The sequence below is a fragment of the Enterobacillus tribolii genome, from assembly GCF_003363015.1.
Taxonomy (GTDB): Bacteria; Pseudomonadota; Gammaproteobacteria; order Enterobacterales; family Enterobacteriaceae; genus Enterobacillus; species Enterobacillus tribolii.
The window spans coordinates 255,166-279,678 of sequence record NZ_QRAP01000001.1; the positions used below are offsets into that span (position 1 = coordinate 255,166).

Sequence of the window (24,513 nt, forward strand, 5' to 3'; positions counted from 1 at the left end):
TTATCAGCGGCAGGGAGACGGCGCAACATTGCCGATGCCGCGCTTCACAAAAGTGGTATAAAACGGTTTGAAGCGTATTTACTTAAAGATAATCTGTGAATACGAAAGTAAATCGGGAGGGATGGTCTATGTATTCTATGATTCTGGTGCCGGTAGACATTGAAGAAACGGAATTGACTGAAAACGCGCTTTCCCACGCGATAAAACTGGCGAAGCTGAGTGGGGCGAAAATGCATCTGTTCCACGTTCTGCCGGATGCTTCCGCGTTTATGACGGCCTATTCCTTTGGCATTAAGGAGTTTGAAAATCAGGCGGTGGTGAAAGCAGAGGAAAAGCTGGAAGCGCTGATTAAAACGATCGACATGCCTGCGGATAAACTTTCTTACAGCGTCAGTTTCGGCGTACCGCGTGATGAAGCGTTGTCTTTGGCGGATGAGCTGGGAGCCGATTTAATCATCATCGGTTCGCGACGCCCCAGTGTTAAAACCTATCTGCTGGGGTCGAATGCGGCGGCCATCGTGCGCCATGCCAAGACGTCGGTGCTGGTTGTCAGGTAACTTTCGCCGGTTCGTTTTTGTTCCTGTCTGAGTATCAGGCCGCTTATGCGGCCTGATTTTTTCATACGTGGTGAAAATACCCCGGAAGAGGGGGTTGCTATCACACAGCTATCGCTATATATTTTTATTTATAACGGTGGTGATCCTCAATTGCTCAATCCTGCCGCCGTTGTTCGCATTGCTTACAGATATTTTGACTTCCCGCACCCATAGTGCGGGTTTTTTTGTGTGCGGCCCGCCCGGGCCGCACTGGGGAGTGAGGATTAATGGTACTCGGTGATGTCGGTAGCCAGGTTATCGACCACGGGTTTCAGATCGTTAAACGTGACTTTTTGCGTTGAGTTGGAGATATCTTTACCTGCGCCTTTTCTCACGACTTTAAGCACCGGCTTACCGGTGGCGGCGTCGATCAGCTCGCCTTCAAAATAGAGATTGGTGTTCATCGTGCGATGCCCGGATGCGCTTTCTGCCCCGGCGACCACCAGAGTTACCGGCAGCACTTCATAGAACTGCAAACCTTCCGCTTCGGTGTTTACCTGCGTGATGGCGCCGCGGAAAATCAGCGTACCCGCTTCCGGACGGCTTACCAGTTGCAACCGCTGCCCGGCGGCGGTTTTCAGATGGCTGTTGGTATAGTCCAGCACGCTGTCGAGCACCTGTTGGGTTACCTGTGTATCGGGATTGGGGCGCGGGTAATAGGTGATGGGATTCCAGACCAGCTTAGTGTAAGCGCTGGGCTTGAATGACGGATCGACCCAACGCAGCACCGGTTTTCCGCTTGGTGAAGTAGCCTGGCTCAGCCCGGAATAATCGCCCAGAAAGCCTGAATATTGATCGGGTTTGGTCACGTGTGAGGTACAGCCCCCCAGTACCACGGCGCCTACCAATAAAACGGATTTTAAAACTCGCGAAGTTATCATAGTGTACTTTTCCACTGTAAAAGAGAGTCAGCAAACTAGGTATAGCAGAATCCTGCGATCGCTCAGGAGTAACGCATAAATAATTTTCCGTAACAGGAATCTGTGTATTCATCGCCGGAAAATATCCATTACCTTAGTGTCTCTTTTTGCGACGTTCAAGAGGCGAAACGATTAATAATGAAATAGTGTTTCTGGTGATAAATATGGATTATTTAAATACAGGTAATTATTCTTTTAGTGTATGCGTATGATGGTGATAAGCCCATTCCTTCCAGACTTTTCCGGAAGGAGACAGGGCATATTATTATCATTAAGGGGAGGTTAAAAATTCTCGCCGGGTGACAGGGTATGATCGGCGAAGGGGCCGTAAGCGCTGTTGATGGCCTGCTGGCGCGCTGAGCTGCCGATCAGCGATTTCAGCTCATCCATGCGGGATTGCAGCAGGTGTTTGACCTCACGTTCATTCTCCAGAATCTGGCCGATAAGCTGCCGCAGGGCCTCCTGAAGTGTGGCTGACGTGTTGTCCTGCGAAAGGGGCAGGTGCGTGGTTTTTTCGACGCAGCACAGATAATCGACCTCCAGCTCAATCAACTCTTCCCATAGGGAAAGGCGGGCGAGCTTCAACATTCGTTCGCTGATATGTAATAGCTGCTGGTATTCAAGTAGCAGAGGCTGGAGACGGTCCATTAGCGCGGATCCTGATCAGTAGGTTGAGGGTGAGGGCCGATTTGGCGCCAGGCGTCGGCAATATTATCCAGCAGTCCGGCCACGTGGCGCAGTTCATCGGCATCATTATGTAAATTAACGTGCAACAGACGTTGCACCATATAGTCATATAAATCGGACAGGTTTTGTGCCAATTCCCCGCCTTTCTCTTTATCAAGTCCTGCCTTCAGCCCGTTATCAATAATATTGATGGCGCGCGAAATGTTTTGCCCTTTCAGCACTGTTTGCCCCGCCTCCATATGGAGGCGGGCACGGGTAAGGGCGCTTTTCGCCCCGTCAAACAGCATCATGATCAACTGATGGGGAGAGGCGCTCATCACGCCGCTCTCCAGGCCGATTTTGGCATAGGCCTGACTGCCTGTTTGGTTATACATCGTTGCCGATTGCTCTCATGGTTAACGGTTTCGTCATTTACTGCTTGCTCATTGCGGTGAACTGCTGGCTCAGGTAGGCACTGGTGTTATTGAGCTTCGACATCATGGTATCCAACTGAACAAACTGTTTCTGGTAACGCGCGATCGTTGAGGCAATGCTACTGTTCAGGCTGGTGATCTGCGAGTCGAGGCGCGTCAGGTTGAGGTTGATGCTCTCCGTGGAGGTATCAATCACGCCGTCTTTCTTGATGTAATCCTGAATCTGGGTGTGGAGCTGGGTCGCCATCCCGGTTTCTTTGGTATCGCCGGCAAAGAAGTTTCTGACCTGCTCCGGCTTGTCGGTCAGGGCCTTGGTCAGCTTCTCGGTATCCAGAGAGAGTTTTCCGGTTTTGAGATCGGTGCTGATGCCCAGGCTTTCGAGCCCCTTCAGGTCCGGGTTGCCCTGTGCCGCGTTGAGCGTGCTTTCAATGGTGGACTGGATGCCGCGCAGGGTGCTGTCGCCCAGCAGCGCGCCGTTTTTGGTGGACTGCGCTTCACCGCTTTTTACCGGGGTGTATTTGGTGAGCGAACTGAAGGTGTCCTGCAGCGAGTTGTAGCTGTCAACCCAGGACTTAATTTTGTCCACGATGCCTGCGGTATCAACACCGATGGTCATCGTTTCCGGCTCTTTGCTTTTAGCCTTGAGGGTAATGGTGACACCCTGAGGCGCGTCGGTAATGGTGTTGCTGCTGCGTTCGATGTCCAGGCCGTTCATCTGAATTTTGGCGTTCTGCGCCGCCGCGGTTTCTTTCATGGCGCCGCTGCCACTGGCGGAGTCATAGTTCAGAAGGCTGTTCAGTTTGTCATCGTTCTTAACGGACAGTGAAATGGTGTTGTCTTCGCCGGTTTGGGAAGACGAAATAGAGAGTTGGTATTCGTCGTCTTTTACGTGAATGATGCTGGCCGTAACGCCTGCTTTCGCGCCGTTAATCGCGTCGCGCAATTCCAGCAGCGAGGTTTGGTCATCACTCAGCGGGATCTCGGTGGTTTTCGGCGGATTGCCTTCGGTGGTGAGGGTCAGGGTGCGGCCGCTGGCGCCGGCGGTGCCGAGCTGTTCCGACTGGCTGCTGATATTCCCTTGCGTCATCAGGGTTTGCGCCTGCGCCAGTTGTTCCACCAGGATTGTATAGTTGCCTGGTTGCGCTGACGCGCTGGATGAGGCGCTAAACGCCTTACTGTCACTGTTTATGGTGGTGGCGCTGAAGAAATCATTCTTGGCCAGCGCTGCACTGAGATCGTCAAACTTACTCAACGCGCTTTTTAGCGTACCGAACGCGGTTAGCTGGGCCTTATAGCTGCTCTGCTGATTGACGTAGGGTGTTAGCCGCCCTTGCTCCGCTTTAGTCAGTTTATCCAGCAAAGAGTTTAAATCGAGACCGGAGCCAATCCCCAGAGATGTAATCGAAGCCATGGCGGTTTTCCTTTGGTTGCTTACGATAAGTCGCTGCTTACGACAAATACATGTCATTGCGATAGAACACAGCGAGGTTATCGGCCCGGTTACGCAAAAGTTTACGAAAAAATAAAAAAGGCAATGGCGGGCGGGAGACTAAAAAAAGGGCGTTATTTGGCGGATTGTCCACGCACAAAAAAAATGTGATTCAAGCCTAAAGAATGTCGGGGGGGCGCCGATACCTTTGGTGGACGGTGATTAATGCCGTGTCCTACATATCGCAACTGACATTAAGTAAAGGAAAGCAATTATGGCACAAGTTATTAATACCAACAGCCTGTCGCTGATGGCGCAAAATAACCTGAACAGATCCCAGTCAGCGCTGGGTACGGCAATTGAGCGTCTCTCTTCTGGTCTGCGCATTAACAGCGCAAAAGACGATGCGGCCGGTCAGGCGATTTCTAACCGCTTTACCGCGAACATCAATGGTCTGACCCAGGCCTCCCGTAACGCCAACGATGGTATTTCACTGGCGCAGACCACGGAAGGCGCACTGAACGAAGTCAAAGATAACCTGCAAAATATCCGTCGTCTGAGCGTACAGGCCGCGAACGGTTCTAACTCCAGCAGCGACCTGCAGTCCATTCAGGATGAAATCAATCAGCGTCTGGCGGAAATCAACCGTATCTCTGAACAGACCGATTTCAACGGTGTGAAAGTCTTGAGCAGCGATCAGAAGCTGACCATTCAGGTGGGCGCTAACGACAATGAAACCATCGATATCGACCTGCAGAAACTGGATGCCGCTTCACTGGGGCTGGATAAGTTCGCGGTGACCGATGGGATTGATACTTCGAAGGTGGGTACCACTGATTTAACCTCTATTGCGGTTAAAGGCAATCCTACTTTCACTGATGCTAATGCTACGCCGAAACCATCAGTTGATGGCAAGGTTTATGTTGATAATACTAATAAATACTATGTTCAGACGGGTGCCAGTGAATGGTACTCGGGGTCATTGAATGCGACAACCGGTGAGTTTACCTATGATTCATCAAACGCGACGACTCAGATTACAACCCCGCCGGCTGGTGGCTTGACGGATGTCGGACAAGTCACAACGGGCAGCACAACCCTGGATGTGAGCGGTTTGGGTGCAGGTGAAGGTGTACGTACCTATACCGATGCCAAAGGTGTTGAGAGCCATGTCATCGTGGGTAAAGATGCCAGCAATAACGACGTTTACTTCAAAGCAACAATTGATGCTGCAGGTAAAGTAAGCAAAGGCGCCCAGCTTTCAGAAGGCCAGAAAACCGATAGCCCGCTGGCCGTACTGGACAGCGCGCTGTCTCAGGTTGACAGCCTGCTCGGTACTCTGGGGGCGGTACAGAACCGTTTCGACTCCGTAATCAACAACCTGAACAGCACGGTGAACAATCTGACGTCTTCCCGTTCACGTATTCAGGATGCGGACTACGCGACCGAAGTGTCCAACATGAGCCGTGCCAACATCCTGCAACAGGCAGGTACTTCCGTTCTGGCCCAGGCTAACCAGGTGCCGCAGAACGTTCTGTCTCTGCTGCGTTAAGTATTTAATTTACTTTATGCGTCCAAACCCCGCGTTCACGCGGGGTTATTTGCAGGATGAAGGCAAAAATAGCACTTATTTTAAAGTGGCCTTTGCCGCTGCTGTTAAGGTGAGTTGATAACTTCGGTTCCTGAAAAGCCGGAATACCCGGATGGGGAGAGGATTCTTAGGCGGAATAAGGCTTATAACACCTTGTAAATCATGTGAGTAATTTCCAAGGCTTGAATAAGCGGCTTTTTTACCGATTGTTCGCGACATTAACCCCACGAGTGGTGGCGATAATGCCAGTGCATTTCTCTACCCGGGTTCTGTCTAACGTGAATGATTTGTATACCGCAGAAGGCATCATTGATAAACACTCCCTGTGGCAGCGTTACGTGCCGCTGGTGCGACATGAGGCGTTACGGTTGCAGGTGCGTCTGCCCGCCAGCGTAGAGCTGGACGATTTATTGCAAGCAGGAGGAATTGGGCTGTTACAGGCCGTGGAGCATTTCGACGCTTTGCAGGGGACGGCGTTTACCACGTATGCCGTACAACGGATCCGCGGTGCGATGCTGGATGAATTACGCAACCGCGACTGGGCGCCGCGCAGCGTCAGGCGCAACGCACGCGAAGTTGCCAAGGCGATGCACCGTGCGGAACAGCGTTACAGTCGCCCGCCGACGGAAACCGAAATCGCACTGGAATTGAATATATCCGTTCAGGAGTATCGTCACATTCTGGCGGACACCAACAGCAGTCATCTATTTTCCTACGACGAATGGCATGAGGAATACGGCGACAGCGTGGAACCGGGGTTACCGGAAGAAGACCCGCTGGCGCAGTTGCTGGAGGGAGATTTGCGTCAACGCGTTATGGCGGCGATTGAAGCGTTGCCGGAGCGTGAAAAACTGGTACTGACCCTCTATTACCAGGAAGAGCTGAACCTCAAGGAGATCGGTGCGGTATTGGATGTGGGCGAGTCCCGCGTTAGCCAGCTGCACAGTCAGGCAATAAAGCGTTTACGTTTGCGTCTGAAAAGCCAATCGCTCTGAGTCCCAGAATTAAAAAGGGGGAGTCATTTATGTCAGCCCGTATGATGAAGAAACGGCCGCTGAGCCGTTACCTTAAAGATTACAAACACAGCCAAACCCATTGCGCCCATTGTGGAAAGGCGCTGGAGCGAATTTCTTTGGTATTTCGCAACAGGATCCTTAGCCGTGATAGTCTGGCTGATATGAAGCAATATATTGATGACACAGTGTGGCAACGGATCGAACCGGAATTAATGGCATTGTGCCGTTTTTGCAGCGACGTGTATTGTCATTGTCAGCCCACGCATTTTGATATTCAGGATTTCAAGCAATATCTGCTGGAGCAAACTGAAATGAGCCACAGCACCATCAGGGAATATGTCGTACGTTTACGGCGCCTTGACGATATGCTGGGTGACAGCGAAGAGTTCCCTGATGAAAAATTTTGCGGCAGCGAGCACCAGTGGCGCATCGTAAATAAAATGCAGGGCGCTTCATACAATAACTACTTAATTGCCTTACGAAAGTATGATCAATATCTGGCGTGTAAAAACGCTGGCGGAATGGAGCGGAATTAACTAAGCATTATCCGGCCGGCGTCAGACGCCAGAGAATCGGTTTACCTTTACCGAATTCTTTTTTCTCCACGCATCCTTCGCTGGCCAGCCCTAATAAGTAATAACGGGCCTGATAAACGCTCAGGTTACAGGGCAGGGCAATTTCGGCAGTCGTAAAATACGTGTCGGGATTATCCGTGTGTTGTTGCTGAAGCCAAAATTTTACTTCGGATTTTACGTTCATATAGCGCTCCTGCTCTGGATCTTGTGCCTACCTGCAATTGGCGCTCAATATCACTGAGTCATTAGGGAGAGTCAATTGGATGCTTCTTAGGTATTCTCATCCTATTCTTTATGTTTTTTCGCTATTTGTTTACAATCCTCATGAGACATTAGCATTGCTGATGTGTTTTAACTTCATGTTTTTTATTGTAAAAATGAAATCATTTTGACTAGGTTTCCTAAGAGTACTCTTAGTGCTCAATTCTGATTAGGATATATCTCAAATTCACCTTCGTACGAAAACTCACTACAGAAATTCCTAAATATCCACGGGGATAAAAATAGTGAGGACAATAATCAATAATGTTTTCTGCTAATCCTGACGTTACGCCCCCGCGGCGGGGTAGCGGTCGCCGCAGGGATTGATGTACCCTGCATGCGACCCGATGTGAACTCAGGAGCGTGATGTGATTACTATTGATGTGAAAGGTCTCGTTAAGACCTTCAATAACCAGACCGTGTTGCATGGCGTCGATCTTACCGTGCAAAAGGGAGAGGTGGTCGCGATTATCGGTCCGAGCGGATCGGGCAAGACGACGCTGTTGCGCTGCATTAACTTGCTGGAAGAACCGGAAGGGGGAACGATCCGGGTTGGCGATGTAGTGATCGACGGCAGCAAACCGCTGAGCGGGCAAAAAGGGCAGGTGCGCAAACTGCGGCAGGAAGTCGGCTTTGTATTCCAGAGCTTCAACTTGTTCCCGCACCGTACGGTACTGGAAAACATCATTGAAGGGCCGGTGGTGGTGAAAGGCGAAGCGCGCGACACCGCCGTGGCGCGGGCCAGAGAGCTGTTGGCGAAGGTCGGGTTAAGCGACCGTGAGGATGCCTACCCGAAGCGTTTGTCCGGCGGGCAGCAGCAGCGGGTGGCGATAGCCAGGGCGCTGGCAATGCAGCCGGAAGTGATTCTGTTTGACGAGCCGACCTCGGCGCTGGACCCTGAGCTGGTGGGGGAAGTGCTGAACACCATCCGCGCGTTGGCCGATGAAAACCGCACGATGGTGATTGTCACCCATGAGATGAGCTTCGCACGCGACGTGGCGAACCGGGCGATTTTTATGGACGGCGGCAGGATTATTGAAGAGGGTGAGGCTAAGGCCTTGTTCTCAGCGCCGCAACAGGCAAGGACAAAACAGTTTTTAGAAAAGTTCCTGGGCGGTGAGGGGAAGTAATTACGGATATTCGATTGAGGAACAGCCGGCCAGATAAATGCCGGCTGTTCTCCTTTTTCATGACCTGATAGCATGCGCGGAAACATCAGACTTTATATAAAATAGCGACAAAGTTTTTCTGTTATTAAAATATCCGGGATAGTCTTTTTCTTAATTTTATTATTTATTGCTGGTGTTAAATATATCAATAACAGTCAAAATGCCATCCTCTTCTGTAGACATACAGAGTTAACCAACGGAAGAGAAAGGATATATTTTAAAAAAAGGCTGAAATAGAGACATTACAGGTTTATCGCCCGGTAAAAAGCCTTCCGCCATATTATGGCGGAAGGCTTAACGGTGTAATGACAAATTTCCGGGCGTTATCCGATCGTCATCAGGCTGGCATTACCGCCCGCCGCTGCGGTGTTTACGCTCAGCGAACGTTCTATCAGCAAACGCTCCAGCAGAATACCGTCGTCGCCGTGCGGGAAGCCCTGCACGGAAACAATGGCGCCCGGTCGTTGTGCGACGGTTTCGCATACCGTCCGCAGTTGATCGGAGTCGCCGTGGTGGATCACTGCGTCAAATGCCGTCTGGGCGTCGCTCCAGTTTTCCGTCCAGTCGATATGTTTCTGAACCTGCGCAGGCAACGTTTGATACAACGCTTTGCGTCGTTCCTCTTTTTCCCACACAACGCGGCTGCCGACGGCAAGTACTGCGGCCAGTTGCATCAGCGCATCGCCGTCGTCGTCGGCCAGGCACAGCACCGCCTGACGCGGCAGCAGCAGGTACGTGTTGCGCTCGCCGGTCGGGCCGGGCAGCAGACGCAGCGTGCCGCTCTGCGCCAGTTCGCCATAGCGGCGGCAATGCTGCGCCAGCTCCGTGCGGTTCTCTTTCTCCGCCCAGCTCTGTAACGCCTGATGTGCGCTCAGCAGCGTCGGGCGCAGGGAGGCATCGGCAGGCGTGAGCCGGTCGTGACGGGCGAGGGTACGCAGCACGGCGTCGTCGGGACGATGGGCCAGCAGACGGTAGAGATAGAGCGGGCCGCCGGCTTTCGGGCCGGTGCCGGATAACCCCTCGCCGCCGAAAGGCTGCACGCCGACCACGGCGCCGACCATATTGCGGTTAACGTACTGGTTGCCCACCTCGGCCGTTTCGGTAATGCGCGCGATGGTTTCATCAATGCGGGTGTGAATGCCTAATGTCAGACCATAGCCTGCGGCGTTGATCTGGTTGAGCAAATCGTCCAGTTCCTGACGGGCATAACGCACCACGTGCAGCACCGGGCCGAAGATCTCCTTTTTCAGCTCATCGAAGCTGTTCAGCTCAATCAGCGTGGGTTGCACGAAGGTGCCGCCCTGCCACTCCTGTTCGTCGCGCGCATCCGGGAAGGCGGCCTGGAACACCTTGCGGCCCTTGGCGCGCATGGCCTGAATATGCTGTTCGATGTTGGCCTTGGCCTCGGCGTCGATGACCGGGCCGATGTCGGTGCTCAGGCGCTCCGGGTTACCCATCCGGCATTCCGCCATCGCGCCGCGCAGCATCTCCAGCGTATGATCGGCGACGTCCTCCTGAATGCACAGCACCCGCAGCGCAGAGCAGCGCTGGCCGGCGCTGTCGAAGGCGGAGGCGACCACGTCCGTCACCACCTGTTCGGTCAGCGCGGAGGAGTCTACGATCATGGCATTCAGACCGCCGGTTTCGGCAATCAGCGGCGTGGTGCGGCCCTGCGGATCGAGCCGGCCGGCGATGTTGCGCTGCAGCAGGCCGGCGACCTCGGTGGAGCCGGTAAACATTACGCCGCGTACCCGTGCGTCGCCCACCAGGCGCGCGCCGACGGTTTCCCCGCGTCCGGGCAGCAGTTGCAGTACGCCGGCGGGAATGCCGGCCTCCAGCAGAATGCCTACCGCCTGGGCGGCGATCAGCGGCGTTTGTTCAGCCGGTTTAGCCAATACGCTGTTGCCTGCGGCCAGCGCAGCGGCGATTTGCCCGGTGAAAATAGCCAGCGGGAAGTTCCAGGGGCTGATGCATACCACGGGGCCGAGCGGGCGGTGGGTGTCGTTGGCGAAGTCCTGGCGCACCTGCTGCGCATAGTAATGCAGGAAATCCACCGCTTCGCGCACTTCGGCGATGGCGTTGCTGAAGGTTTTGCCTGCTTCACGGATCAGGATGCCGAGCAGGGGTTGCAGTCGCTTTTCCATCAGTTCGGCGGCGTGTTCGAGGATGGCGGCGCGTTCTTCCGGCGGTGTTGCGAACCAGATCGGCGCGGCGTTGACCGCGGCTTCCAGCGCGCCCTCGACGTCAGCGTCGTTGGCGTCGGTCACGTACCCCACGATATCACGCGCTTCCGCCGGGTTGACGACCGGGCGCGCTTCGCCGTGCTCCGCAGTGGGCGTCGCCAGTATCGGTGAGCAGCTCCAGGGTTGTGCCGCGCCGTTCAGCAGGGCGCTGGACAGCGAAGCCAGACGTTGTTCGTTGCTGAGATCCAGACCGGCGGAATTGCGCCTCACGTCGCCGTACAGGTCGCACGGCAGGGGAATGCGCGGATGGGGCAGGCCGACATGCCCTTCTTTGGCCGCCAGCGCCTCAACGGCGATGACGGGATCGGCGACCAGCTCATCCAGCGGCAGGGTGTCGTCGGCGATGCGGTTAACGAAGGAGGTGTTGGCGCCGTTTTCCAGCAGGCGGCGGACCAGGTAGGCCAGCAGGGTTTCGTGCGTGCCGACCGGGGCGTAAATGCGGCAGGGGCGGTTGAGTTTGCCGTCCGCGATTTTGCCGACTACCTGTTCGTAAAGCGGTTCGCCCATGCCGTGCAGGCACTGGAACTCATACTGGCCGGGGTAGTAGTTCTGCCCGGCGAGATGATAGATAGCCGCCAGCGTATGGGCGTTATGGGTCGCGAACTGCGGATAAATGGCGTTGGGCGCCGAGAGCAGCTTGCGTGCGCAGGCCAGGTAGGAGACGTCGGTGTAGACCTTGCGGGTGTAAACCGGGTAGCCTTCCAGCCCGTCAACCTGGGCGCGTTTGATTTCGCTGTCCCAGTAGGCGCCTTTCACCAGGCGGATCATCAGGCGGCGACGGCTGCGCTGCGCCAGATCGATGACCGCGTCGATCACCAGCGGGCAGCGCTTCAGGTAAGCCTGGATCACAAAGCCGATGCCGTTCCAGCCGGCCAGCTCCGGTTCGAAACACAGCCGCTCCAGCAGGTCGAGGGAAATCTCCAGGCGATCCGCCTCTTCGGCGTCGATGTTGATGCCGACGTCATAGCTGCGCGCCAGCAACACCAGCGTCAGTAAACGCGGGTACAGCTCTTCCATCATGCGATCGTACTGGGCGCGGCTGTAACGCGGGTGCAGGGCGGACAGCTTGATGGAGATGCCCGGCCCTTCATAGATACCGCGCCCGTTGGACGCTTTCCCGATAGCGTGGATTGCCTGCTGATAGGACACCATATAGCGCTGGGCGTCGGCGTCCGTCAGCGCGGCCTCGCCAAGCATGTCGTAAGAGTAGCGGAAGCCTTTGTCTTCCAGCTTGCGGGCGTTGGCCAGCGCTTCGGCGATAGTTTCCCCGGTGACGAACTGTTCGCCCATCAGGCGCATCGCCATGTCTACCCCTTTGCGGATCAGGGGTTCGCCGCTCTTGCCGATAATGCGGTTCAGGGAGCCGGAGAGCCTGGATTCATTATGGGTCGATACCAGACGCCCGGTAAGCAGCAGCCCCCAGGTGGCGGCGTTGACGAACAGGGACGGGCTGCGCCCCAGGTGCGAATGCCAGTTGCCGGTGCTGATTTTGTCGCGGATCAGGGCATCGCGCGTGGCTTTGTCCGGAATGCGCAGCAGGGCTTCCGCCAGGCACATCAGGGCGACGCCTTCCTGCGAAGAAAGAGAGAACTCTTGCAACAGCCCTTGTACCATACCCGCACGGCCGTTGGCGCTCTTTTGATTTCTGAGCTTTTCCGCCAACGAATAGGCCAGGGCGTGCGTGGATTTTGCCGCGTCGGGCGCCATGCGCGCCTGTTCCAACAGCATCGACACCGCTTCCGTTTCCGGGCGACGATAGGCGGCAGTGATGGCGGCGCGGGTTACGGACTGGGGCAGAATTTGCTCGGCGAACTCCAGGAACGGCTGATGCGGCTGTTCGGCCGGCACGGCGGTTTCTTCTTCCGGCGCGGATTCTTGCTGGGTATGCGGCAGCTCGGGCAGGCTTTGCCCGCTCTCCAGGTGCTCCAGATAAGTGAATATGGCCTGCTTGATCACCCAGTGCGGGGTGCGGTCAATTTTCTGTGCGGCGGCTTTCAGGCGTTCCCGCGTTGTTTCGTCAAGTTTTACGCCCATGGTGGTCGTTCCCATGCCATCCTGCTCCATATGTAAATAGAATGTAGATTTCGAGGATATCCTGAGCGATTGCAATGTTGCAACTTTGTGCAACCTTGTTAACCAAAGTTATGTCTGATTCTGTGAAATGGCGCAGGTTTCAATTTGGTCTGTGATCTGACATGCTGTGCCCCGGTTGCGCCGTGCCGGCATGAAATTACTTATTAATTATGGTGATAATCATGGTTTATGCTGTATTTTTGCTGAATGTTGTTGCAACCTGCGCAACGGCGAAGTGTGACGTAAGGTAAACTTTGTGTAACTTATTGGTTAAATATCTTGTGGGATCGTTTTAAGTCTTCATAAGATGCCGGGGTTTGGATTTCCCTTTACAGACAGGACGGATGACGCCGTGCCCTCGTTCCGGCACGGCCAACTCCCGCATCGCGCCGGCGTAACGGCGGCGATGAATAAAAAATACAGGAGACACCTGCATGATGAGTACGCCGATGGTGGTGACCTTTGTGGTCTACATACTGGGCATGATTGTTATCGGGTTAGTGGCCTACCGGGCGACTAACAACTTTGATGATTACATATTGGGTGGACGCAGCCTGGGGAGCGTGGTGACCGCGCTGTCCGCCGGGGCGTCCGATATGAGCGGCTGGCTGCTGATGGGGTTGCCCGGCGCCGTGTTTCTTTCCGGGATCTCCGAAAGCTGGATCGCCATTGGTCTGATCGCCGGGGCTTACCTGAACTGGAAGCTGGTGGCCGGACGCCTGCGCGTACATACCGAGGCCAATGATAATGCGCTGACGCTGCCGGATTATTTCACCAGCCGTTTCGAAGATAAAAGCAAATTGCTCCGGGTGATTTCCGCGCTGGTGATTCTGCTGTTTTTCACCATTTATTGCGCCTCCGGCATCGTCGCCGGCGCCCGCCTGTTCGAAAGCACCTTCGGCATGAGTTATGAAAGCGCGCTGTGGGCCGGGGCGGCGGCGACCATCATCTATACCTTTATCGGCGGGTTCCTGGCGGTCAGCTGGACCGACACCGTACAGGCCAGCCTGATGATTTTTGCCCTGATCCTGACGCCGGTGGTGGTGATTCTGGCGCTGGGCGGCATCGATACCACCATGATGACGGTGGCGATGCAGAATCCGGCGAACCTGGACATGTTCAAGGGCCTGAACCTTATCGCCATTATTTCCCTGATGGGATGGGGGCTGGGGTATTTCGGGCAACCGCACATTCTGGCCCGCTTTATGGCCGCGGATTCCCATCACACCATCCGCAGCGCACGCCGCATCAGTATGACCTGGATGATTTTGTGCCTGGCCGGCGCGGTGGCGGTCGGTTTCTTCGGGATTGCCTACTTTGCCAATAACCCTGATGTGGCCGGCAACGTGAAAGAAAACGGCGAGCGGGTCTTTATCGAACTCTCTATGCTGCTGTTTAACCCCTGGATTGCCGGCATTCTGCTTTCGGCGATTTTGGCGGCGGTGATGAGTACCCTGAGCTGCCAGTTATTGGTCTGTTCCAGTGCGATTACCGAAGATTTGTATAAGGCGTTTTTGCGCAAGAATGCTTCCCAGCGTGAGCTGGTGTGGGTAGGTCGCGCTATGGTGCTGCTGGTGGCGCTGATCGCCATCGCCATGGCGGCGAATCCGGAAAACCGGGTGCTGGGGCTGGTGAGTTATGCCTGGGCGGGATTCGGCGCGGCGTTCGGCCCGGTGGTGCTGATGTCGGTGATGTGGTCGCGTATGACGCGCAACGGCGCGCTGGCCGGCATGCTCGTCGGCGCGGTGACCGTTATCGTCTGGAAGCAATACGCGTGGTTCAGCCTGTATGAAATCATTCCCGGCTTTATTTTCGCTACGCTGGCGATCGTGGTTGTCAGCCTGATGGGCAGAGAGCCGTCAAAAGCCATTCAGTCACGTTTTGTCGCGGCGGAAGCCGAGTACAGAACGGTGTAATAATAAATACCCTCCGTCTGCGGCGGGGGGTATTTCGCGTTTTCCCCGGCCTGTTCGTTCATTTAAGCAAATTCCGTTTATCCTGCCATAATATAGAGATATACACTTATCGCCGTTATTTTATAACCTGCCTGTATAGCCCCTGTTTCTGTTAATGAAATGCTCCGGCAAGAAAGATATTCATGCAGCTGGTTATATTTTATCCGTACGTTACAAAACGGTGACCCGGAACGCTGATGATGACTGTCACGGCAGGCAACGGGAGGGGCGTTTCTTGTTAGGTTCATGCGGCAGGAGGAAAAAACGCATGTTTTTTTGCGGTAAAAAGACGTTTCGTATATGACAAGTTTAGGTATGTGGTTCTACACTAGTTTTCTCTGATTATATTATATCCAGCGTATGGCCCATGATGAAGGTTTTAGCTATACTATTAGCCCTGTTTAGTGTTTTAACCTTTTGTTATGTACTGGTTTTTTCCATGGATAAACTCTGCGAGCGTTATGAGATCTTCATGGGGATCTGCCGTGTGGTTGATATATCCAGTCCGCATATTCCCAAGCTCCGCTAATTTTTCAGACATTGCTTAAAACATCCTTCCTTTTTAAGAAAACTCGCATATATAAAAGGGTTTTTCATTTCCCGCATGGGCTTTTTTCCTATAATCAATGCAACGGAAGTTGGTTTTGCATGGGCTCTGGAAAAGTCTGATATTATTTTTGTTGAGTTAATTAGCCTGTTTCAGGAAAATAGGCTATACAAAATGGAGCGGAGGAGACAAAATGCATAACCGCCGCAAGGACGGGGGAGTTTTGTTGTTCTTCCTCAGGGAGGAGGCAAACGTGGTTGTTTGCAACCAGAGAGAGGTATATGCGAATAACGTAACATTGATTGTTCTGGTGGAATAAACCCTACAGTTTTTCCATTTTTCTAAGGGATAAAAGAGTCCGGGATGTATTGGAATGGTTATTAATTAACACGCCCGGTCGTACAGAAGTTTTTTCGCAGAGGTTATGATGTCTAAAAAATTAGCGGCTGAGTTTTTTGGTACGTTTTGGTTGGTGTTTGGCGGTTGCGGTAGTGCGGTGCTGGCAGCAGGATTCCCTGAACTGGGTATCGGCTTCGCAGGCGTTGCGCTGGCGTTCGGTTTGACGGTGCTGACCATGGCTTATGCCGTCGGCCATATTTCCGGCGGGCACTTTAACCCGGCGGTAACGCTGGGCCTGTGGGCCGGCGGTCGCTTCGGCGCTAAAGAAGTTGTTCCTTATATCATTGCGCAGGTTATCGGCGGTATCGCCGCAGCTGGTGTACTGTACCTGATTGCCAGCGGCAAGAGCGGTTTTGACGCGGCGGCCAGCGGTTTCGCTTCCAACGGTTACGGCGAGCATTCACCGGGAGGCTTCTCCTTCCAGGCGGCAATCATTGCTGAAGTCGTGCTGACGGCGTTCTTCCTGATCATTATCCACGGCGCCACGGACAAACGCGCTCCGGCCGGTTTCGCACCGATCGCGATTGGTCTGGCGCTGACCCTGATTCACCTGATCAGCATTCCGGTAACCAACACCTCCGTAAACCCGGCGCGCAGCACCGCGGTAGCCATTTTCCAGGGCGGCTGGGCGTTGCAGCAACTGTGGGTGTTCTGGGTTATGCCGATTATCGGCGGCGTTATCGGCGGGTTCATTTACCGCACGCTGCTGGAGAAGAAAGACTAAGCGCTTTCATTCAGGTAGCAAATCTATAAAGACAAGGCCCGGTTTATCCGGGCCTTTTCGATCTCTCCGCCGGCTTTTTCATGCCGGTTTCGCGCGCCATCCGGGCGCGTTTTCTGTTTTTTTCCGCTATTTTTAATAATGAAATTTAAGTGTGAATTAAGAAATAGTTAAGTGTATGGGTGATGTAATAAAGATCGATTTTATCTATATATTAATAACGAGATTACTTAATAATAAAGATATTGTTATTTACCTTTTGTTTCTCCCGAATTACTATTCGTTTCGAAGCGTAACACCTGGCTATATTGCTATTTGTTAATTTGAGAGGGAACTCATCATGCGAATTTATATGGGCTTAAATATATAATATTCAAGTTGCCGATAAATAAATCATTGTTATTCCCTTTGTCATGGTGCCTCAAAATACGTATTCCGCTATTTGATAAGGTGTTCATTAATGATTGTGCTTATAAAAAAGATACGGACATTATTCTTTTGTCTGCTCTCTGTGCCGCTGTGCGCCAGTGCGAATATGACGGTTTATCCAATGGCCGTGGGCCTGGATGCAAACGGAGAGGGAAGCGTCAGGGTGATATCTAAATCCCCTGAGGTTCAGTATGTCAGAACAAAAGTTCTGCGAATTACCGACCCAGCGACGCCACAGGAAAAAGAGGTGGAAGTCAGCGGAGGAAGCGGCGATGAATTGGTGGTGATGCCGCCGATGTTTGCCATTCCCGGTGGCGCCAGCAAGCGGGCGCGCATGGTCGCGATGGATCCGCAGGAGAAAGAAGTGTTGTACCGGGTGATGTTTGAGAGCGTCCCCGCACTGGAGGACACGGTAAATGAAGAGAAGAGTAAAGGCATCTCTACTGAGCTTTCCGTGAATCTGATCTGGGGGGTGTTAGTTTCCGTTCCGCCACGGCAGCCGGTTATTCAGCTTACGCTTTCTCCGGATAAAACGTTGCTGCTAAATAAAGGAACCCAGCGGGTAAAAATCACCGGTATCAGTTTGTGCCGTAAAGGCCAGCGTGGGGAGGCGTGTTCACGCACAAATGAAAACCGGAACTTATTCCCGGATAGCACATATAAGCTGCCCTCATTGAAGGGTTTTGAGAAAATTGAAATTACGTACAAAGACTGGATCAAAAACAAAAATGATTCACAGGTATTCTCCATTAATTAAATATCATTGCGCTGAATAATGATTATTTAATTGTATAACGATGTACTGAGCTACGTGACCTGATTTCTGGCGTTTGCTGATAAAGCAGATGCCCGATAACGTGTTCTTTTTGAAAGAACGTATTTAAATTTAAACTAATAAGGATATTTTCAATGAAATATATGGTTAAACCTGTTGTTGCTGCTTTTCTGTTGTCTATGGCGGGTTCTGCATTAGCAGTGCAAAAAGATATTACCGTAACGGCAAATATCGACGCCGCATTGGATATGACGCAGAGCGACGGCAGCGCGTTGCCTAAGTCGGTGGAGATGCAGTACATCCCTGGCACAGGCCTGTCTCCGGTGAGCATTATGAGCAAGATTTGGTCAAATGCGCCTACGGGTGGCGCGGTACAGATGAGGCTGGTTAGCCCCGCACAGTTGGTAAACACCACCGGGGCGAACTCAAATGGTTCGGCGATTACGGTTCCGCTGAGCGTTGCATGGGGCACGCTGGCGCTGACCACCACCAACCAGGCTTTGGCTGTGACGGATATTTTCCCGAACGGCGCGGATGCGCTGACGACCGGTTCCGTTGCCCGTGAGCTGACGATTTCCCAAACGACGAAAGGTGCGCTGACCACCGGTTCTTATCAGGGCGTTGTCAGCATTTATCTGAGCCAGAGCGCGGCAACTGGCGGCTGATAAATCCTCTTTTCTGCCCGCACTGATTGGTGCGGGCATTTTGCTACACAGGGACGATTACGCTCATCATGAAAAGAAAGTTACTGGCTTTACTTATTTTGGCATCTCTTGATGCCCAGGCGCGGGTGCCAAAGGGGTTTGAAGCGTTAACGCAAGGCGTTGAAGAACGCGTTGAAGTCGTACTGGCCGGGAAGAATATTGGCCTGTTTGATGCAACGGTTAACCTGGATACCGTTACGTTTGCCGACCCTTCGGCGGTATTAACCGCGTTGGAACTCCCCGTGGTACAGAACAGCGCGGATTACCAGGCTATCCTGAAAGCGCTTTCGGCACCGCTGGCGCGTAATGGCGAGAAGGCCTGCGGCAGCGTCTCCTTCGCTTCTGCGGGATGCGGTTACCTGAAAACCGATAACGTGGCGGCGATCTATGACGGTGAAGAGGCCAGCGTGACGCTGTTTTTGCGCGGGGACTGGATGCCGGTCAGCGGGCAAAGCGCGCTTTACCTGCAGGCGGATAAAAACGATGTAGAAAATGCCCTGATTCATCAGCAGGACCTGAACGTACTGACCCAGGAAGATTACAGCAGTTTATTTCTGCAAAGCTCGGATGCGCTGGGGATTACAGAGAATAGTTATATCGGCGCAGACTGGTCGCTGGCGGCTACAAAGAATGATGATAACAGCGATAACAGCACTGATATCAGTAATCTCTACTATCGCTACGATCTTGACCGGCGTTACTACCTGCAACTCGGTCGTATGGACAACCGCACGCTGTTCAGCACGCGGGGCGGAAATTTCAGCTTCAGCTTTCTGCCGCTGGGCGCAATTGACGGCGCGCGCGTGGGCAGTACCTTAAGCTATGTGAATCGCGATCGGGCCAGTCAGGGCTCGCCGGTTATGGTTCTGCTCTCGCGCAACTCCCGCGTGGATGCCTATCGTAACAATCAGTTGCTGGGGACGTTCTATTTACCCGCCGGTAATCAGATGTTGGACACGACACAATTCCCCGACGGCAGCTATACCATCAGCCTGAATATTTACGAAAGCAATCAGCTGGCGCGGGTGGAAACGGCCGCATTTACCAAAAGCGGGGGAATGGATGACGGACGCATGCATTGGTTTTTGCAGGGCGGAAAAATCAGTGACAACGATGACCACGGCGGCGACGGCAATGCATACCAGGCAGGCGTGCGGGTGCCGCTTTTCAGGAGTTTGTCGCTGACGGCAGGCGGGGCGATTGCCGACGACGTCCGCTCTGTAGAGGGGGGCGTTGAAATCATGCCCGACTTCGGCAAGGCCGGCAGTCCGGACTTAACCGTCAATGTTTATCATAATGACGATGGCGGCCGGGGAGACAGCCAGCAGCTTCAGTGGTCGGCGCCCGGATTGCCGTCGCTCAGCCTGTATCGCTACTCATCAAATGGCGAACAATGCGACGTCGGCAACAGCAGTGATACCAGCAGCTATACGCAGCTGGGATGCTATGAAAACATGAACGCTTCTCTGTCGGCCGTATTTTATGGCTGGAACTCGACGCTGAGTTTTATCCGCACGGAGAATCATACCAACATCAGTACCTGGCAGAGTTCGAATACCTTTGCCAACAATGTGCTGAATCAAACCACGGACAATGCCGTGTCCCGAACCTGGCAGCTAAGCGCCTCGCGGGCCTGGAACGCAGGGGCGTGGCTGGTAAACGGCACGTTCGGCGCCTTCACCCGCGATGACGGCGGTTACGACGGCCGGGATAACGGGCTTTATCTGTCGCTCTCTTTTTATCTGACACCCAGGCAGGATTCGGGCTACCGCAGCCAGAGTTCACGTCTGAGCGTGGATTATCGTGACAGCAAAAATACGGACTCTCAGACCGCTTACCGGGCTTCCCACAGCTGGTATTGGGATGAAAAAGATCATAAGGAGCTGTCAGTGGAAGCCGGAGGGATAAATTCCGATACGCTGGATGCCGTACTGAACGGGCGGTATGAGGGGCGCTACGGCAACCTCAGCGCTACCTTGTCCGACAGTTATGATAATCGCGACAACTCGCATAATTCAGCATTCAGCGGCGCTTATAGCTCGTCGTTCGCCGTGTCGCGCCATGGCGTTAGCTGGGGCGGCGCTGGAGGAAGCGAGCCGTCGGCGGCGGTGCTGGTTAACGTCGAAGACGCCGGCGATGATGAGCAGAAAAGCGCAGCCGTACTGGATGCGCGTATCAGCGGCAGCAGAACGGTAACGCTCGGCGCGGGCAGCTCAGCGTTATTCCCGCTAATGGCCTATGAACCCGGCCGTATTGATATCAGCGACAGCCGCTTAGTGAGCCAGGGCGCAACCACGGCGGTACTTACCGGAGCGGGTAACAGCAGCGTGATGCTATTACCCGGTAAGGTTCGGGTGAAAACGGTGGCGGCGGAACAGCGTTATGGTTACGTAGGCCGCCTGTTATTGCCGGCGGGGGCGCGTACGCGTCCGGTGATCGGGTTAAACAGCCGCATGTTGCTGCTGGCGGAGGACGGTGGTTTCACGGCGCAGCTTCCCGGACGGGCAGACAACCTTTATCTGGCGGCGGGAAGCCAATACTTCCAGTGCCCGCTGACGGTGAAAAAGCGCCGTGCGGTGGTGCGCTATGTGGGCGAAGTGACCTGTCAGCCGATTACGGAGGAGCGGCTGCCGCAGGTGGTACGAGAGAAAGAGCTGGTTAAGCTGAAACGGCGTAATGCGATGGAAACCGCATATAGTGGTAAGGATGAATAAAATGGGAAAAATAATCACAGCACTGATACTGCTCGTGTTTGGTTGGGCGATTCCATTGATGACGGCGCAGGCCGGGGATAACCGGGTTCTGGAGCGCACGATCAATCGCGCCAGTCCGGGCGGGGATATCTGGGTGTGGCAAAATGTGAGCCAGGGGAGGGCGCCAACCTCGAATGATGCAAATTATGGTACGGCAAATACCGTCGTATGCCGCAGTACGACGAATGCCAATACCGGCGCCTGCCCGGCGCGAGCAGGAGGACTGGATTCCACGTATACGCCGGTTAAGTTGCTTTTTACTGAAAAACGTTCAGGAATGAAAGTGGTGCTTACGTTGCAGGGATACCGGCAACCGGCCTGGGTTAATGTTTCCGGTTGTGGAAGGACCAAACGTTCCTTAAACATGGCAGGAGGGGCGTCGTGTATCGGGGCTGCAACGGCAGAATCCTTCCTTTATATCTGGATCCCGGCGGCCGAATTGAAAAAGCTTCCCGTCGGCGGTCTTTGGACGGCGTCTTTGCGTATGACATCCTGGCGGGCTGGTGGACCAAACAACACCACGGCCTGGAATGCTGATATCACCTTAAACGTTATCGATCCGTCAAAAATTGATATTTACTTTCCGGACTTCAGCTTCGCTACCCCAAGGATTGCACTGGATCTGCATCCGCGTGGAGCGCCAAATGATTTTGTTGGTGCGTATGCGGAAGACATCACCACCCTGGAAATGTGCCTGTACGATGGTTATAACGCAAACAGTACGCAATACTACGTTCAGATTTACGATCCGCCGGGACGCCCTCACGTTGGGAGACCTAACGGTGATTTCTCTATTTACCTCAATGGGACAGGGAGCACCGAAGCTAACGCCAGAATTGATTACCACCTGCGGATTCGTGATCCGGACTCTGGTGCGATGAGAGATGTGATTAATGGCGGCGATATGATCTGGACACGAATCAATCAGGGGCTGATTCGCCCGGTGCGCCTGCCGTCAATATCAACCTATGTGCTGTGCGTTCCTACGCCGCTGGAGTTTAGCGTAACGAAGTTTAACGTGAATGAAAAAGTAGCCGGCTATTACTCCGGTACGCTAACCGTCATGTTTTCTCCGACAACGCCCACCGTCAACTGACCTATTGTCAGGTGAGCCGGGAATGCCGGTTCACCTGGCGATTGTGCTTGCTGGACGATCGCCGCGGATTCGCTGTTTCCTTCCCTGATTCTCCTTTCCTGAAGTGCGCTTCTGTAACCACGCATTCATGTGCCGCTGGCAGGACAAATTTTATACATAAATGCCGCCGTCAGCGGGCTAAAAACGGGGATGATTGTAATCAATGTGTTAATTGCGCGATAATAAACATGTTATGAGTCTGTACCCTCAGTTCTCACCATAACAAAAGGAAATACCTGACCGCGAAATTCCGGGATTCTGGTTATAAATATTTGGACTTAGCGCAATAACCACGGAATAAAAAACACGTAAGGTGGGGAAGTTTTCTTGACGCAGCGAGCCGGCACATTGATGTGCCGTGTGAGTGTGAACCCGAAGCAAGGCAGGACACGGCCTAAAGTTGCAAGTGAGAGAAAAATGTCAAATAAACCATTCCATTACCAAGATCCCTTTCCGCAGAAAAAAGACGATACCGAATATTATTTGCTGAGCCGCGAGCATGTCTCCGTCGCCGACTTCGAAGGACAAGAGATCCTGAAGGTGGCGCCGGAGGGATTGACCCTGCTGGCGCAGCAGGCGTTTCATGATGCGTCATTTATGCTGCGTCCGGCGCATCAGCAGCAGGTCGCGGCGATTCTGGATGATCCAGAGGCCAGTGAGAACGACAAATACGTTGCGTTGCAGTTCCTGCGTAACTCCGAGATTTCTGCCAAGGGCGTGCTGCCCACTTGTCAGGATACCGGTACGGCGATCATCGTCGGGAAAAAAGGTCAGCGCGTATGGACCGGCGGCGGCGATGAAGAGGCGCTGTCCCGCGGCGTTTATAACACCTATATTGAAGACAACCTGCGTTATTCACAGAATGCCGCGCTGGACATGTATAAAGAGGTCAACACTGGCACCAACCTGCCGGCGCAGATCGACCTCTACAGCGTTGACGGCGAAGAATATAAGTTCCTGTGCATCGCCAAAGGCGGCGGTTCGGCCAACAAAACCTACCTGTATCAGGAAACCAAGGCGCTGCTGACGCCGGGTAAGCTGAAAAACTTCCTGGTGGAGAAGATGCGTACATTGGGCACCGCGGCCTGTCCTCCTTACCATATTGCGTTCGTGATTGGCGGGACGTCGGCGGAAAGTACGCTGAAAACGGTAAAACTGGCGTCAACCAAATATTATGACGGGCTGCCGACCGAAGGTAACGAGCACGGTCAGGCGTTCCGCGACGTGGCGCTGGAGCAGGAGTTGCTGAAAGAAGCGCAGGAGCTGGGGCTGGGCGCTCAGTTCGGCGGGAAATATTTCGCGCACGATATCCGCGTGGTGCGTTTGCCGCGTCACGGCGCATCATGCCCGGTAGGCATGGGCGTTTCCTGCTCGGCCGACCGTAACATCAAGGGTAAAATCAACCGCGAAGGCATCTGGCTGGAAAAACTGGAGCATAATCCGGGGAAATATATCCCTGAGCATCTGCGTCAGGCCGGCGAAGGCGAAGTGGTGCAGGTGAACCTGAACCGCCCGATGAAAGAGATTCTGCAGCAGCTTTCGCAGTATCCGGTCTCTACCCGTCTGTCGCTGACCGGGACCATCATCGTAGGGCGCGACATTGCGCACGCCAAGCTTCAGGAACGTCTTGATCGCGGTGAACCGCTGCCGCAGTACATCAAAGATCACCCGATCTATTACGCCGGCCCGGCTAAAACGCCGGAAGGGTATGCCTCCGGTTCGCTGGGGCCGACTACGGCCGGGCGTATGGATTCCTACGTGGATCAGTTCCAGGCAAACGGCGGCAGCATGATCATGCTGGCAAAGGGCAACCGCAGCCAGCAGGTGACCGATGCCTGTAAGAAACACGGCGGCTTCTATCTGGGCAGTATCGGCGGCCCGGCGGCGGTGCTGGCGCAGCAAAGCATCAAGAGCCTGACCTGCATCGAATATCCGGAGCTGGGAATGGAAGCGATCTGGAAAATCGAAGTCGAAGATTTCCCGGCGTTCATCCTGGTGGATGATAAAGGGAATGACTTCTTCAAAGTGATTCAGGAAACCCGCTGCGCAGGGTGTGCGAAGTAATTCGCGGAAAGTATAACGGCGGATACCGTAAGGTCTCCGCCGTTGACAGCAAGAATAC

The 24,513-nt window shown here is 53.8% G+C and carries 18 protein-coding genes; 12 read left to right on the top strand and 6 right to left on the bottom strand.

The window, feature by feature from the left end:
- The first annotated feature begins 128 nt into the window (after positions 1-128).
- Entirely contained in the window at positions 129-557 is a 429-nt protein-coding gene (locus C8D90_RS01165; RefSeq protein WP_115456587.1) for a universal stress protein, read from the top strand.
- Between the two features lie 263 nt (positions 558-820).
- Here C8D90_RS01165 and C8D90_RS01170 read toward each other — a convergent pair whose 3' ends face one another.
- The 4 genes from C8D90_RS01170 to fliD form a co-directional block, all read right to left on the bottom strand.
- Positions 821-1,477: a DUF3313 domain-containing protein gene (locus C8D90_RS01170; protein WP_115456588.1), complete on the bottom strand. Its 657-nt coding sequence runs from the start codon at positions 1,475-1,477 to the stop codon at positions 821-823.
- Between the two features lie 321 nt (positions 1,478-1,798).
- Positions 1,799-2,164, bottom strand: a complete 366-nt coding sequence (fliT, locus tag C8D90_RS01175; protein WP_115456589.1) for a flagella biosynthesis regulatory protein FliT — start codon at positions 2,162-2,164, stop codon at positions 1,799-1,801.
- Complete coding sequence (gene fliS, locus C8D90_RS01180) at positions 2,164-2,577, bottom strand: flagellar export chaperone FliS (RefSeq protein ID WP_115456590.1); 414 nt, start codon at positions 2,575-2,577, stop codon at positions 2,164-2,166. Before fliS ends, fliT begins: the two co-directional genes overlap by 1 nt.
- Before the next feature lie 37 nt (positions 2,578-2,614).
- A complete protein-coding gene (gene fliD, locus C8D90_RS01185; RefSeq protein WP_115456591.1) occupies positions 2,615-4,027 on the bottom strand; it encodes a flagellar filament capping protein FliD in 1,413 nt (470 codons plus the stop codon).
- A gap of 292 nt (positions 4,028-4,319) precedes the next feature.
- Here fliD and C8D90_RS01190 point away from each other — a divergent pair, with 292 nt between their 5' ends.
- The 3 genes from C8D90_RS01190 (at position 4,320) to fliZ (ending at position 7,188) form a co-directional block, all read left to right on the top strand.
- Positions 4,320-5,597 carry a FliC/FljB family flagellin gene (locus C8D90_RS01190; protein WP_115456592.1) on the top strand — a complete coding sequence of 426 codons (1,278 nt, stop codon included), beginning with the start codon at positions 4,320-4,322 and terminating at the stop codon, positions 5,595-5,597.
- A gap of 317 nt (positions 5,598-5,914) precedes the next feature.
- On the top strand, positions 5,915-6,631 hold the full coding sequence (locus tag C8D90_RS01195; protein ID WP_115456593.1) for an RNA polymerase sigma factor FliA: 717 nt from the start codon (positions 5,915-5,917) through the stop codon (positions 6,629-6,631).
- Between the two features lie 29 nt (positions 6,632-6,660).
- On the top strand, positions 6,661-7,188 hold the full coding sequence (fliZ, locus tag C8D90_RS01200) for a flagella biosynthesis regulatory protein FliZ (protein ID WP_115456594.1): 528 nt from the start codon (positions 6,661-6,663) through the stop codon (positions 7,186-7,188).
- A 7-nt stretch (positions 7,189-7,195) separates the two neighbouring features.
- Here the strand turns inward: fliZ and C8D90_RS01205 are convergent, their stop codons facing one another.
- Positions 7,196-7,411, bottom strand: a complete 216-nt coding sequence (locus C8D90_RS01205) for a FaeA/PapI family transcriptional regulator (RefSeq protein ID WP_115456595.1) — start codon at positions 7,409-7,411, stop codon at positions 7,196-7,198.
- Between the two features lie 445 nt (positions 7,412-7,856).
- On the opposite strand from C8D90_RS01205, the gene tcyN reads away from it, so the two are divergent.
- Positions 7,857-8,618 (top strand): L-cystine ABC transporter ATP-binding protein TcyN, encoded by a 762-nt coding sequence (tcyN, locus tag C8D90_RS01210; protein WP_115456596.1) that lies wholly within the window; start codon positions 7,857-7,859, stop codon positions 8,616-8,618.
- Between the two features lie 362 nt (positions 8,619-8,980).
- On the opposite strand, the gene putA is transcribed toward tcyN, so the two are convergent.
- Positions 8,981-12,949: a trifunctional transcriptional regulator/proline dehydrogenase/L-glutamate gamma-semialdehyde dehydrogenase gene (gene putA, locus C8D90_RS01215; RefSeq protein WP_115457218.1), complete on the bottom strand. Its 3,969-nt coding sequence runs from the start codon at positions 12,947-12,949 to the stop codon at positions 8,981-8,983.
- Positions 12,950-13,407: 458 nt separating this feature from the next.
- Between putA and putP the strand changes: the two genes are divergently transcribed.
- The 7 genes from putP (at position 13,408) to fumA (ending at position 24,455) form a co-directional block, all read left to right on the top strand.
- Positions 13,408-14,889, top strand: coding sequence for a sodium/proline symporter PutP (putP, locus tag C8D90_RS01220; protein ID WP_312026904.1), 1,482 nt, complete (start codon positions 13,408-13,410; stop codon positions 14,887-14,889).
- Positions 14,890-15,902: 1,013 nt separating this feature from the next.
- Positions 15,903-16,598 (top strand): aquaporin Z, encoded by a 696-nt coding sequence (aqpZ, locus tag C8D90_RS01225; RefSeq protein WP_170143774.1) that lies wholly within the window; start codon positions 15,903-15,905, stop codon positions 16,596-16,598.
- 457 nt (positions 16,599-17,055) lie between these two features.
- Entirely contained in the window at positions 17,056-17,781 is a 726-nt protein-coding gene (locus C8D90_RS01230) for a fimbria/pilus periplasmic chaperone (RefSeq protein WP_162844340.1), read from the top strand.
- A gap of 152 nt (positions 17,782-17,933) precedes the next feature.
- On the top strand, positions 17,934-18,464 hold the full coding sequence (locus C8D90_RS01235) for a CS1 type fimbrial major subunit (protein ID WP_115456598.1): 531 nt from the start codon (positions 17,934-17,936) through the stop codon (positions 18,462-18,464).
- 68 nt (positions 18,465-18,532) lie between these two features.
- Complete coding sequence (locus tag C8D90_RS01240) at positions 18,533-21,217, top strand: TcfC E-set like domain-containing protein (protein WP_115456599.1); 2,685 nt, start codon at positions 18,533-18,535, stop codon at positions 21,215-21,217.
- A 1-nt stretch (position 21,218) separates the two neighbouring features.
- Positions 21,219-22,352 (top strand): CfaE/CblD family pilus tip adhesin, encoded by a 1,134-nt coding sequence (locus C8D90_RS01245; protein ID WP_162844341.1) that lies wholly within the window; start codon positions 21,219-21,221, stop codon positions 22,350-22,352.
- A gap of 456 nt (positions 22,353-22,808) precedes the next feature.
- Complete coding sequence (gene fumA / locus C8D90_RS01250) at positions 22,809-24,455, top strand: class I fumarate hydratase FumA (protein ID WP_115456601.1); 1,647 nt, start codon at positions 22,809-22,811, stop codon at positions 24,453-24,455.
- Positions 24,456-24,513: the final 58 nt, after the last annotated feature.

What these genes read in the sequence shown, in the direction of transcription:
- C8D90_RS01165 (WP_115456587.1), top strand. Translation starts at nt 129, where the DNA reads ATGTATTCTATGATTCTGGTGCCGGTAGACATTGAAGAAACGGAATTG.
- C8D90_RS01170 (WP_115456588.1), bottom strand. Translation starts at nt 1,477, where the DNA reads ATGATAACTTCGCGAGTTTTAAAATCCGTTTTATTGGTAGGCGCCGTG.
- fliT (WP_115456589.1), bottom strand. Translation starts at nt 2,164, where the DNA reads ATGGACCGTCTCCAGCCTCTGCTACTTGAATACCAGCAGCTATTACAT.
- fliS (WP_115456590.1), bottom strand. Translation starts at nt 2,577, where the DNA reads ATGTATAACCAAACAGGCAGTCAGGCCTATGCCAAAATCGGCCTGGAG.
- fliD (WP_115456591.1), bottom strand. Translation starts at nt 4,027, where the DNA reads ATGGCTTCGATTACATCTCTGGGGATTGGCTCCGGTCTCGATTTAAAC.
- C8D90_RS01190 (WP_115456592.1), top strand. Translation starts at nt 4,320, where the DNA reads ATGGCACAAGTTATTAATACCAACAGCCTGTCGCTGATGGCGCAAAAT.
- fliZ (WP_115456594.1), top strand. Translation starts at nt 6,661, where the DNA reads ATGTCAGCCCGTATGATGAAGAAACGGCCGCTGAGCCGTTACCTTAAA.
- C8D90_RS01205 (WP_115456595.1), bottom strand. Translation starts at nt 7,411, where the DNA reads ATGAACGTAAAATCCGAAGTAAAATTTTGGCTTCAGCAACAACACACG.
- putA (WP_115457218.1), bottom strand. Translation starts at nt 12,949, where the DNA reads ATGGGAACGACCACCATGGGCGTAAAACTTGACGAAACAACGCGGGAA.
- putP (WP_312026904.1), top strand. Translation starts at nt 13,408, where the DNA reads ATGATGAGTACGCCGATGGTGGTGACCTTTGTGGTCTACATACTGGGC.
- aqpZ (WP_170143774.1), top strand. Translation starts at nt 15,903, where the DNA reads ATGTCTAAAAAATTAGCGGCTGAGTTTTTTGGTACGTTTTGGTTGGTG.
- C8D90_RS01230 (WP_162844340.1), top strand. Translation starts at nt 17,056, where the DNA reads ATGATTGTGCTTATAAAAAAGATACGGACATTATTCTTTTGTCTGCTC.
- C8D90_RS01235 (WP_115456598.1), top strand. Translation starts at nt 17,934, where the DNA reads ATGAAATATATGGTTAAACCTGTTGTTGCTGCTTTTCTGTTGTCTATG.
- C8D90_RS01240 (WP_115456599.1), top strand. Translation starts at nt 18,533, where the DNA reads ATGAAAAGAAAGTTACTGGCTTTACTTATTTTGGCATCTCTTGATGCC.
- C8D90_RS01245 (WP_162844341.1), top strand. Translation starts at nt 21,219, where the DNA reads ATGGGAAAAATAATCACAGCACTGATACTGCTCGTGTTTGGTTGGGCG.
- fumA (WP_115456601.1), top strand. Translation starts at nt 22,809, where the DNA reads ATGTCAAATAAACCATTCCATTACCAAGATCCCTTTCCGCAGAAAAAA.